Source organism: Desulfitibacter sp. BRH_c19, from assembly GCA_001515945.1.
In the GTDB taxonomy this organism is placed as follows: domain Bacteria; phylum Bacillota; class DSM-16504; order Desulfitibacterales; family Desulfitibacteraceae; genus Desulfitibacter.
Map to the genome: position 1 here is coordinate 48,248 of LOER01000041.1, position 11,635 is coordinate 59,882.

General features: G+C 35.2%; 11 protein-coding genes and 1 pseudogene. 2 read left to right on the top strand and 10 right to left on the bottom strand.

The window, feature by feature from the left end; translation table 11 throughout:
• Positions 1–148: 148 nt before the first annotated feature.
• The 3 genes from APF76_16070 to APF76_16080 form a co-directional block, all read right to left on the bottom strand.
• Positions 149–1,432 carry a hypothetical protein gene (locus APF76_16070; protein ID KUO49318.1) on the bottom strand — a complete coding sequence of 428 codons (1,284 nt, stop codon included), beginning with the start codon at positions 1,430–1,432 and terminating at the stop codon, positions 149–151.
• Positions 1,433–1,580: 148 nt separating this feature from the next.
• Positions 1,581–2,873: a hypothetical protein gene (locus APF76_16075; GenBank protein KUO49319.1), complete on the bottom strand. Its 1,293-nt coding sequence runs from the start codon at positions 2,871–2,873 to the stop codon at positions 1,581–1,583.
• Between the two features lie 174 nt (positions 2,874–3,047).
• Positions 3,048–3,608 (bottom strand): hypothetical protein, encoded by a 561-nt coding sequence (locus APF76_16080; protein ID KUO49320.1) that lies wholly within the window; start codon positions 3,606–3,608, stop codon positions 3,048–3,050.
• Between the two features lie 294 nt (positions 3,609–3,902).
• Between APF76_16080 and APF76_16085 the strand changes: the two genes are divergently transcribed.
• Positions 3,903–4,292, top strand: a complete 390-nt coding sequence (locus APF76_16085; GenBank protein KUO49321.1) for a DNA-binding protein — start codon at positions 3,903–3,905, stop codon at positions 4,290–4,292.
• Between the two features lie 243 nt (positions 4,293–4,535).
• On the opposite strand, the gene APF76_16090 is transcribed toward APF76_16085, so the two are convergent.
• The 6 genes from APF76_16090 to APF76_16115 form a co-directional block, all read right to left on the bottom strand.
• Positions 4,536–4,952 carry a hypothetical protein gene (locus APF76_16090; GenBank protein ID KUO49322.1) on the bottom strand — a complete coding sequence of 139 codons (417 nt, stop codon included), beginning with the start codon at positions 4,950–4,952 and terminating at the stop codon, positions 4,536–4,538.
• Complete coding sequence (locus APF76_16095) at positions 4,945–5,355, bottom strand: DNA polymerase subunit beta (protein KUO49323.1); 411 nt, start codon at positions 5,353–5,355, stop codon at positions 4,945–4,947. Before APF76_16095 ends, APF76_16090 begins: the two co-directional genes overlap by 8 nt.
• A 129-nt stretch (positions 5,356–5,484) precedes the next feature.
• The gene (locus tag APF76_16100; GenBank protein KUO49324.1) at positions 5,485–5,841 is read right to left on the bottom strand and encodes a hypothetical protein; all 357 of its coding nucleotides are present in this window, start codon (positions 5,839–5,841) and stop codon (positions 5,485–5,487) included.
• A 54-nt stretch (positions 5,842–5,895) separates the two neighbouring features.
• Positions 5,896–6,336, bottom strand: a complete 441-nt coding sequence (locus APF76_16105) for a hypothetical protein (GenBank protein KUO49325.1) — start codon at positions 6,334–6,336, stop codon at positions 5,896–5,898.
• 79 nt (positions 6,337–6,415) lie between these two features.
• Positions 6,416–7,504 (bottom strand): 6-phosphofructokinase, encoded by a 1,089-nt coding sequence (locus APF76_16110; GenBank protein ID KUO49326.1) that lies wholly within the window; start codon positions 7,502–7,504, stop codon positions 6,416–6,418.
• A 139-nt stretch (positions 7,505–7,643) separates the two neighbouring features.
• Positions 7,644–9,263 (bottom strand): hypothetical protein, encoded by a 1,620-nt coding sequence (locus APF76_16115; GenBank protein KUO49327.1) that lies wholly within the window; start codon positions 9,261–9,263, stop codon positions 7,644–7,646.
• Positions 9,264–9,704: 441 nt separating this feature from the next.
• Between APF76_16115 and APF76_16120 the strand changes: the two genes are divergently transcribed.
• Positions 9,705–10,181: a coat protein F gene (locus APF76_16120; GenBank protein ID KUO49328.1), complete on the top strand. Its 477-nt coding sequence runs from the start codon at positions 9,705–9,707 to the stop codon at positions 10,179–10,181.
• Between the two features lie 741 nt (positions 10,182–10,922).
• Here APF76_16120 and APF76_16125 read toward each other — a convergent pair.
• A pseudogene (locus APF76_16125) lies at positions 10,923–11,635 on the bottom strand.

Here is an 11,635-nt window from a genome sequence, read left to right on the forward strand (position 1 = left end):
TTCTTTCTATCAGGGTGTGCCATGATTATGCCCTCCTATCTTGATATGGAATACCACTTTTTACCGTATATTGTACTTTCTATATTGATCATGATTATCCTGCCTGTAACTATTATCAAATTCAGCAGTTTTTCCCAACATACCCAGGTCAGGCGCTTAGTTTAGTTTTGTTTGGATCACTATTTATCCAGAATTCACGGAAGAATACTACAAATGCTCCGACCATTATTCCAAGCACTCCTGCTATTGCCACATTAAGCATTTTTCTAGGGGCAATAGGGTTCTCAGGTATTTGTGCTGATGCCATAATAGATACTGTATTGTCCCCCATTTCAGCCGTTGCAGCTATTCTTGTTTCTTCATATTTATTAGCAAAGGACTGGTATGTACTACGCAAGGTATCTACCTTTTGTTCTAGCTGTTCATGTACTGTTATTTTTTCTGCATATTCTTTTTGAAGCTCTTCTAACTGTCTTGAAATTACATCGATTTCTCTTTCTAACCCCGATAATTCTGCTTTTGCTTGAGCCATTGAAATATTGTCTGAACTTATTATCTGTGTAAGATTTATATGTACTGGGTTTACCTCTTCTGTCTCTATAGAAATATCACTTAAAGAAGCAGTATCCTTACCATCAGTATCTCTTATCAAACCAGCTAAAAGGGGATCGTCGATAACTGATTTTTTTACTATTAATACCTCAGGGGTACTTGCCTGTTCTTCTTTAGCCTTGTTTGAATGGGCATATAGCTGTTCTAGCTCCAGTTCTTTATTAACCATTGATGTCTTAAAGTTTGTAAGCATGCTTAGCTTAGAGCCAATCTCTGCGCTTAACTCATCCACTCCAGGGGATCTAGCTAAAAACTCCTGCATCTCAGCAACGGCTATATCTAGCTTTTCATTTTCTATTTCCATTTGAGTTTGTAGTATGGATGCTGATTGGCCCATCCTCTGCTTATTCTGTTCATTTACAAAAGAAATAAATTCCTGTGAAAGTATGTTTGCTATTTCGGCGGCCTTTGCAGGATCAGTATCTATTACAGAAATCTCAAGCAAATTAGTATTTGTTACATTTGCTACACTAATCTTATCTGCAAACCTTGCAGGAGACATCTCTTCTTCAAAATCTAGTTTATCAACCACATTTTGAAGGATCTCTGGATTTTTAATTTGAGCTTTTATTGTTTCTAAATTCATTGTAGGATACTGTGACAAGGAATCTAACAAAACTGATATTGGATTATCAGATTCTGTTGATTGAATATTTGGTTGATTGACCATAAGTGAAGTTTTGGCCTGATATGTAGGTGTGAGAACAAAAAAGCTAAGTACGCCACTTATTAAGACTGCCATAACTGTAATAACGGATATAATTACCTTGCCTCGTAAAAGTGTTTCTATAAGTTCTCGTAAATTTATTTCCTCTTCCATAACTTTAACAACTCCTAAGATTCGACTGTTTCTGCATCAATAGAAGTTATTCTATATGATTAGTACATTTCCTGCCTAAAACTTGTGTTTTTTCCATAGATTACCCATATAGTTTTAGTCGAGCACATACTTAAAAAGCCGCAGGGCCTTAAACGGCTTGATTCTGCGACTTTTTGTTCGGATTACTATTTATCCAAAATTCACGGAGGAATACTACAAAGACTCCAATCATTATACCTAATACCCCTGCTATAGCTAGGTTGAGTTTTTTATTGGGCGCTATAGGATTTTCAGGCACCTGTGCTGAAGCCAAAATAGTTACAGTATTGTCACCCATTTCAGCAGATGCAGCAATTCTAGCTTCCTCATATTTGTTGGCAAAGGCCTGGTATGTACCACTTAGGGTATTGACCTTCTGTTCAAGCTGATCATGTAAAGTTCTCTTCTCAGCATATTGTGCATTAAGCTTATCTAATTGTACTTTTAATTCTCTTATTTCGCGATTTAAACCGGTCAATTCGGTTTCAATCTGCGAAATCGATATTTTATCAAAGCTAACTGTTTCTGAAAGAAACACATATGATGGATTAATTTCTTCTGTTTCCAACTCTATTTTGCTTAAAGAACTAGTATCCATATCTTCTGTATCTTGTATTAAGCCTGATAATAAAGGATCATCAATTACAGACTTTTTAGTTACTAATGTCATGGGAGTTTGCTCTAGTTCTTTTTGTGCACTTGATAAGCTAGCTTGTAGCTTTTCAAGCTCAATTTGCTGACTTACTATAGTTGTTTTGAATTCAGTTAACTGCATTAATTTAGCATTAATATCGTAGCTCAATTCCTCTACTCCTGGAGATTGAGACAAAAACGTCTTCATTTCTTCTACAGCTTCATCCAGCTTTTCACCTTCTATTTGTATCTGCTTTTCCAAGAAGGATACTGACTGATTCATCCTATCTTTGTTTTGATCATTAATGAACTTAATGAATTCCTGGGACAATATGCTGGCCATTTCTGCTGCAAAAGCAGGGTCTTTATCATTGACTGAGATCTCCATAAGGCTTGTGTCTTTTACAATCTGCACATCTATTTTTTGTTCAAGACCTGTCAATGTCAATTCTTCGTCATTAGTCTGTAGCATGTCAAGAGCAGCTCGTAGTAGATCAGGGTTTATTACCTGGGAACGAAGAGTCTCCATTGTCATGGTAGGATATTGGGAAATTGATTCTAAAAATACTGATAAACTGCTGTCAGCGTCCTGGCGACTGATATTTGGCAGATTAATTAAAAGTGTTGTTTTCGCCTGATAAGTAGGTGATAAAATAATAAAGCTGAAGACTCCACTTATTAACACCGCCACTATTGTAATTATAGCAATAAATACTTTTCCCCGGATTAGTACTTCGATTATTTCTCGTAAATTGATTTCTTCCTCCATAGCCTTGACCACTCCCTGAATTCATGTGTTGCTCCATCAATATCAATTATACATGATTAGTATATTGCTTGTCTTATACATTTTTTACCTTTTTATGATTTATTTATTTTATAGGTTAGTTAGACGTGGAGTGGGAAAATTTGTTCCTGTGAAAGGAAGAAGCTATATGCCTTACTAACATTCACTACAAATAATGCAGTTCTTTTTTTCTTTCGCTTTATATAGTGCTTCGTCAGCTATTTTTATAAATTGCTCTAGTTCGAGCTCCTCTTGTTTTTTTGTGGATGCTATGCCCATGCTAACAGTTATTTTGCAAGTTACATTCTCACAAGAAAAAGAAAAATTCTCTACAGTACTTTTGATTCTGTTAGAAATTTTAACTGCTTCTCTAACATCTGTACGAAAAAGTACTACTGCAAATTCCTCTCCTCCCCACCTGACTACTAGGTCACTATCCCTTGTATTACTCTTCAGTATCCTGGCAAATTGCTTTAGTACCTGATCTCCTACTGGATGACCATATATGTCATTGACATCCTTGAAGTTATCAATATCAATTAAAATCAGAAATACCGGTCTTTTTCGCTTCAACTCTGCCATTTTCTTATAGAAATATCTCCTTGTGTAAAGGTCAGTCAGCATATCAGTATGTGCTTTCTTATATAGATGCTTAATTATAATTACAAAACATATGATGATAATCATTTGAATTATAGCTAAAGCAGTCCATATCATTTTTCAGCATCCTCCTCTTCCTTCTTTTCTATATAATATTGAACAATATACTTGTCCATTTTTTGACTGATTTTTAAGAGGATATTTTTACTCATATTCATATTAACAGCATTAACAAGTATTTTTCTTGCTATTTCTATTCTAGTTGATAAACCCACCTTATCACTCCTCTAAAACACCTGCAATAATTTTACATTAAATCAAAGCTATTTGCAAATAATAAATATATGCTAATAGCACATTCAGGTATTATCTAAAGTTCGATAAAGTAGCCTCAGGCGAGGAGTGGATAAAATGGTAGGTGACAAAGATATAGATCTCAAGGCGATTGGACAAAGAATACGGGGAGAAAGAGAAAAGCTAGGTCTTTCACGAGAGAAATTTGCAGAGATTATTGGGCTTTCAGACTACTATGTTGGACAATTAGAACGTGGAGAAAGGCAAATGAGTCTTCCTGTTTTGGTTAAAATCAGTAAGCATTTGCGGGAATCTTTGGATTACCTGATCTTTGGAGCTGTTAACCAGGATGCTAGTTATTTCTTGGAAGGTAATGATCATTATGGGGTATCTAACGGTAATATGGATAAGAGCAAGGAGATTAATGTTTTACTAGACAAGTGTTCAGATACGGAGCTAGAGCTAATTTATAAGGTTATAAGAACAATACTTCCTTATTTAAGCTAAATTTACAAATAATCATTAATATATTTCATATAACTCTTATAATATGACAATGTTTCCTTTATAGATTTGTGTACTGTAGCGCTTATTTATTTCAATAAATGAAGAATAGTAATGTCCTTATGTTCCATGAGCTCAGAATAGTATGTATGCAATGACAATAGTTTTTACAAGAGGATCTTCTAGAGAGACGAGGCGTATACCTCTCCCCCATTTCTAAATCAATGTACCTATCTCCTTGATTTCTTAGTTCCCGGTACCTTTATTAATTAGCTTTTTTGTAAATACCTTTAGATCATCTAAATTATTATCAATAATTTTCTCTATAACTTCCAAATTTAAAGTTTGATAGTCATGAACAGCAATATTTCGAAAACCTACCATTGCTTTCAAGCGGTCTGCTAAACTTTCGTCAATCAATTTATCCTTACAAAGCAAATCAAAAACTTCACGACTGCTTTGTGGAAGACCTAACTTTTTTTCTGAGACAACATGCATTGCCAAGTCAATACTTGCTTCGCAAGCCCTTTGTATATTTAATATTATTGAATCCTGTTTTGTATAATTTTCCAGGTTCTTTGAATTGTTATTGTATTCCTCATGTATCCTTGCAATACATCGCTCAATTACTTGAACTTTATTAATAATAATATCCCTATCCATATATATTACCTCTTTCCTTAATTTTCTCCAAGATAGGTTTTCGCTCTTCATTTAATCGGACATATTTTTTTAAAACCACTATCTCAAAAAGCTTTCTTCTTTTTTCATTATTACAGTAAATGACCTTACCAGAACTAATAACTTGGGCTTGAAAGACTGTGGAAGCTTGATCTAAATCAACCAAATCAACTTCTCTCCCTAAAATATCTGCTAAACCTTGAGCAATTAGAAATATTTCATAGTTGTCTAGTTTCTTATCGCTTAAAAAACCTAAATCTACATCACTATCTGCCCTCATATATCCCTTAGCAACAGAGCCGAATAAAATAATTAGATAAGGATCTACTTTTTCCAGAAGGTAATTTATAATAGATTCAATTTTATTTTTATCTAATTTAACCATAAAATCGCCTCTCTATGGTCTCTTTCTACCATTATTTTACACTAGAGTAGGTTGGTAAGCAAGTCAGGTATTGTTTTAGTTTCGCTGGTACTTGTTAATTTAAAGTGCCAGCTTTTTACTGTTCATAAGCTAAGTTTTCAAATAATCATTAATATATTTCATATAACTCTTATAATATGACAATGTTTCCTTTATAGATTTGTGTACTGTAGCATCATTTATTTTCTGATATTCATGAACTATAACGTTCCTTAGACCTGTAGAAGGAGCAATCTTAAGGGCAAATTCCATGGGTAAAACATTAGCCTCAGCCAACTCAATAAAGGAAGAATAGTAATCAACTGTAGGACCAAATTCCAAGCCTTTTAATAGCATATTGTTAATATTAGTAGCTACTTCAACAATTAATTGAATTAATCTCTCTACAGTCCTTTTATAAAGCTTATTCCCTAGATATTCTTCATAATTAATGTCCTTAAGTTCCATGAGCTCAGAATAGTATGTATCAATGACAATAGTTTTTCTTGAATAATTTCAATTTCAACCTTGCCCATTCATTAACTCCCCCAGTTTATTTTCAAAATACTCCTGTCGCATAACTCTGAATTTTTTAGTATCATAGTAATACCTATAGCAATAAAGTCTATACCTTTCAAGTAGTCCTTGAGTCTTCTCATATAAAAGCCTACCTTTAGTGGCAACTTCAAATTTTAACAAGCCTGAAGCGTAATGCAGGTCGATCAAATCCAGTTTACTATATTTAATTATACTTGAAAGCTCATTTAAGAAACCCAGCATTTGGTCCTCTTTAATGGGAACCTCAGTTAGAAAAGCTATGTCTATATCACTTTCACCATGCAAGAACTTATCTGTTCCAAAGCTCCCTATAACGACCAGCAACTCAATTTTATGTTTCTTAATAAACCTTTTATTATCCGTAATAGCTGTTTTTATTCCCCTTAAATCATCCACTTTTTTCACTCAGATTTTACACCTGCTTTCTATCTTTTATATAATTATTGTACCATAAAATGGGTATTCGTACACTTTTCTTCGGCTTTTACTTTTGCCCTTCCCCAAAAGACAGACCTATTTCTCGGCATGTTTTTACAAGGGGATCTTCTAGCGAGACGAGGCGTATACCTTTAACCTCTTCCAATGGAATGCTTACAATTTTATTATCTCTTAGTGCTACCATTTCTCCGAATCTTTCATCAGCAGCTAGCTCTGCTGCTTTAGCTCCTAGTTGAGTGGCAAAGACCCTGTCAAAGCTATTAGGAGAGCCGCCCCGCTGCAGATGCCCGAGAATAGTTGCTCTGGATTCTATTCCTGTATAGTCTTCAATTATCTTAGCCAGCCAGTTACTGATCCCGCCTAACCTTGGGATATTAAAGATATCCTTTGGTATTCCTGATTGAATAATTTGATCCCCAGTCAGATTTTTAACTCCCTCTGCTACTATAATCAAGCTGAAGTTTTTACCACGAGCTATTCTTTCTTGAATAGTCTTATTTATTACCTCGAGAGTATAGGGGATTTCAGGTATGAGGATGATATCAGCTCCCCCTGCCATGCCTGCATGAAGAGCAATCCAGCCTGCATCCCGGCCCATTACTTCTAAGATCATTACCCTGTGATGAGATTCTGCAGTTGTGTGTAATCTATCCAATGCCTGTGTTGCAACATCAACGGCAGTATTAAATCCAAAGGTCATTTCTGTCCCGACGATATCATTATCTATGGTCTTGGGAACTCCTATTATTTTAATATCAGTTCTGGCTGATATTTCATTGGCAAGCCTCATGGAACCATCACCACCTATAACTACTAGGCAATCCAACCCTAAGCTATTGTAGTTTTCTTTGATTACCTCAGACATATCTACAAATACTTCTTTTCCTTCTATAATCTGCTTGAACTTGAAAGGATTATCTCTGTTGGTTGTACCCAAAATTGTTCCACCACGTGCTAAGATGCCTGATACACTATCATGATTTAGAGAAATATATCTATTTTCTATCAACCCTTTAAAGCCATCTTTAAAACCAAATATCTTATCACCCCGGTAAAGCCCTGATCTTGTTATCGCTCTAATTACTGCATTTAGACCAGGACAATCTCCCCCACCTGTCAATACTCCTATACGCATAGTTTCTCCCCCACCTTTCATCTTTTGTCAATACTAGCATAAAGGAAGGGTAAACAGCAATACTTAACCCACATTAACTAAAACAGCCCCTAAGGATAAGGGGCTGTCGGCTTTTTGTATGAATTTGTTTGTGAATATTTTAATTGGAATTTACAGGACCCGCTGATCCTGTAATAGTGATTTGGCGAACATCTGGTAGCCAATCCACAGAAAATCCTAGTGCTTCACTAATAAATCTTACAGGTACAACAGTTCTGCCATCTTTAAGAATAGGAGGAGTATCTAAGGTGATTTCTTCTCCATCAATAATCGCTTTTGTGCTGTCTATATACAATGTAATTTCTGTGTCTTGAGTGATATAACTAACACTTCTATCAGTCGCATTCCAATCTATTGAAGCACCAAGTTGTTCTCCTATAAATCTAAAGGGTACTAAGGTTCTGCCATTCCTCATAAAAGGTGGTACATCCAGTATCATGGGTGAGCCATCAACAATAGCCTGCCCTTGCTCAAGGGTTAAAACTAAGGATTTCTCTGTATTTTGTGCAGATTCTATCTCATCTATTATGGTTCGAAGCTGTTCAAGGGTCATTACATTATCTGTTGGAACGTTGACAGTAACACTCTGCAAGGGTACTAAGGTTTGGTCAATTTTAAACTCTACGTTAAACATTTCTTGTTGAGTAAACTGGTCAACATATCTAAAGCTTGTCTGTAGTGAGGTTTGGTAACTTTCATCTTCTAATTTTTCAAAGGCCACCATGGTATTGAAATTATTAAGAATATCCTTATATTCTGGACCTGCCACTTCAGCCCGAAACTCTCTTAAGTCTTCCTTAATCATTTCTTCGTTTGTAGTAACTTCCACTACCATCATATCCATTGTTCCTTTTATTTGCTCTTTTAGGTATACTGGATCCTCTTCTAATAGTATGGATAGGTCATTAATTACTTCATCATCTGTAGCATCTATATAATCCTTTACATACATAGATAGCTCTTCAATATTATCTACGCTATATTCAATTAATGATATTAGAACAATCGCTAAGTCTTCAAGGTCGAAGGTAACAGTATACTTATTATTACCTCCTTCTACAATGTCCATGGAGTAATTATCATAAACATTTTTAATTAAGCCGTCTATAAAGTCATCAAAATATTTTTGGGTTGTTTTTGCCTTAACTGGATCATAGTACTTCATTAAAACATCCACTTGTTCTGGATCTTGCATGTCATAAATTAACATCTCTTCTATATCTTTAAGGTCAATGGACAGATATTGGGTGCCCTCAAATATCTCCTTAACCATGTTCATATCATCTTCACTAAAGGTTTCTTCATCCATGAATATCTGTGCAAAGCTAAAGAGTTGCTCTATATCTATGTAGATGGTCTCTTGATTGTAGATTAAGGTGAAAAAATCAGTTGTTTCTTGATTATCTTTATTTTTAAGCATAAGAATTAGGGAGCCTTGCTGTTCATCCAAATCCCACTCACTTAAATATGCAATATTATTCTCACCCAAAAATGCCTCTATTTTTTGCATAGTAATCAGTTCACCTATATTCATTTCTGATGTAGCCAATTCATCGACAGATATATTAATTTCAATTTCTCCAGATTGCTCGTATTTGGTCAGCTGTTTCATTTCGTTAATCATTTTATACAGTCCTAGTTCCGCTGTGCTACACCCAATAGTAAAACTCATAATCATTACAATAGCTAAAATTAAACTTAATAATTTCTTACCCTTCACTTCATCCCCTCCATTTTTTAATGCAAAATAAAATCTCATAAGCAACGTTTGCCCATGAGATTCATCATACCTTTAAGAAAAACATCCGGCAACCTGGCAGTCTTAACTCTGAAAGTCTTAGACCCATAGTTTTGCGTCCTTACTTTTCAGTAAGTTTGCTTTTTCATGTTCGTATAGAAATTTAGCATAATATGTTAAATTACCCTACCTATGCTAATAATATTAAATTAACTATATGAAGTCAAGGAAAAATTTTCACGATAATTTAAAGAGTTTCTTCAATTGGTTCTGCATATTCTAGGGTATCTAGGGTTTTTGCAAGGACTGTTGCTAGTTCTGCCCTTGTAAAAGTATCGTTTGGATGGAACATTTGATTGTCTTTATGAGAAAGTGAATAATTTAATTATAGTAATCCAAAAATAGAGATAGGAGGTGATATTAGTGCCAGTACAACTATCTCAGAAAGAGAGAATGCTGTTACAAGATCAAAAAAAGCATGAGGAAATATGTATTCAAAAGTACAATCAGTATGCAAACCAAGTGCAAGATCCACAATTGAAGCAGCTTTTTCAAACATACGCTAAGCAGGAACAACAGCATAAGGATACTGTAAATCAAATTTTAAATGGTCAGGTTCCACAAATGTCTCAGCAACAAAATCAGCAGGCTACCAATCAATCTACGGGATATCAAGCAGGTGGGCAGGGAAAAATGCAAGGTGCAATGGGCAATGCAGATGATGCAGCATTATGCCAGGATATGTTGATGACTGAAAAGTTTGTTTCCGGCAGTTATGATGATACAATCTTTCAGTTTAATGACAGCAGCGCCCGTCAAGCCCTTAATCACATCCAAAAGGAAGAGCAGCAGCATGGAGAAGGTATACAGCAATATATGCAACAGAACAATTTGAATTAAGAAAAACAGCCCCTTACGGATTAGAAACGTAAAATGGTCCGCAAGAGGCTGTTCTTATTTTGCTGCTTATAACACTATTTCAATTGATATTTCAAATAAATTATTAATGTCATCTATTCCTACATATGTTACGCCACTATGGTTAATTGGTGCATTGCTCAGTTCTTTGATACCATTTGGTGTCTGAACTGTACTGTCTCCAATAGTCAAATGTCTCTCGCCAATTTGAGAGTCAATTATCAGTTTGTTATCATCCTTATTCCACTTAATCCTCCAGGCAAACAGATCAGCTACATCTCTAATACTTATCATAGTCACACCATTAAGTGATATACATTTGGGATAAAATATTTCTAACGGCTCCTGGTCAGACACTATAAATCCTTGAAAAGGCTGTTTTTGATATACTACCTCTCGGGATAGTTCTACTGTATAGGGCAAAATTATTTGCAAATCACTTAGGTTCATATATATTCTATCTTGATGGATAAAAGGGTTTGATGAAAGCACAATTTTTTCCCCATTAATGGTTGTCTCTTTTGTCCCAATAGTTAAGCTCACCGCACCGGGGTAATCCTTACATTTAAACTCAATTTTTCCCAAATCAAAAGACGGCTTTATCCCCTGACTTTCTAGAACAGGTCCTAATGGTACATAAACTTTATCACCATCTACAATTAGATAGGATGATAGCTCTACACTCTTACCCTCTACCATAATATCTACAGTATTATCCAAAAACTCGGATAGATAATAGTCATCACTTATAACCTGTTTGTATGTATCAAGTATTACTTCATTAGCTGTTAATGAATAGTTATTAATTCTTCTATCTACAGGTGCATTAGCTAGGTTGTTTACATTGAAATAATAGACAGATTTTACCCTAGGATACCTGTCCATTAATCCATTATACATTCTTAACATCTTATCCTGTGCCCAATCAATATAATAATTGCCATCAGTAACTGTATAGTGTGTTACTCCCCACTCGGAGATTTGTATTGGCTTACGGTCACTAAATGATTGATATACATAGTCTAACAGTTCTAACGGATCCTCATCTGCAGCATAGTCATTAATATCGTTGTTGTGGTACACAACATTATATATATTTACACCGACCCAATCCACATAGTCATCTCCTGGATAGTAATCCTTTATATTAGCCTGCGGAAAGGTGAAGACTGTCCATACCATTGCCACGTTAGGGGCTTCTTCCTTCATAACCTGATGAACCAGACGCCATTTTTCTATATACTTATCAGGGTCACCATGATAGGCACTCCAATTTCCATTCATTTCCGAGCCATAACGTAGAAAAATAGGTACATTACTCGCTGCTGCATCCTTTGCAAAGCTGCGAAGGTATTCGTCATCCTGCACAGCATCTAAGCCATCGTTTGGTTCCCAAGCAATCTGAGGTATCGCTCCCACACTTTTTAGTTCCTCTA

What these genes read in the sequence shown, in the direction of transcription:
- APF76_16070 (KUO49318.1), bottom strand. Translation starts at nt 1,432, where the DNA reads ATGGAAGAGGAAATAAATTTACGAGAACTTATAGAAACACTTTTACGA.
- APF76_16075 (KUO49319.1), bottom strand. Translation starts at nt 2,873, where the DNA reads ATGGAGGAAGAAATCAATTTACGAGAAATAATCGAAGTACTAATCCGG.
- APF76_16080 (KUO49320.1), bottom strand. Translation starts at nt 3,608, where the DNA reads ATGATATGGACTGCTTTAGCTATAATTCAAATGATTATCATCATATGT.
- APF76_16085 (KUO49321.1), top strand. Translation starts at nt 3,903, where the DNA reads ATGGTAGGTGACAAAGATATAGATCTCAAGGCGATTGGACAAAGAATA.
- APF76_16090 (KUO49322.1), bottom strand. Translation starts at nt 4,952, where the DNA reads ATGGATAGGGATATTATTATTAATAAAGTTCAAGTAATTGAGCGATGT.
- APF76_16095 (KUO49323.1), bottom strand. Translation starts at nt 5,355, where the DNA reads ATGGTTAAATTAGATAAAAATAAAATTGAATCTATTATAAATTACCTT.
- APF76_16100 (KUO49324.1), bottom strand. Translation starts at nt 5,841, where the DNA reads ATGGAACTTAAGGACATTAATTATGAAGAATATCTAGGGAATAAGCTT.
- APF76_16110 (KUO49326.1), bottom strand. Translation starts at nt 7,504, where the DNA reads ATGCGTATAGGAGTATTGACAGGTGGGGGAGATTGTCCTGGTCTAAAT.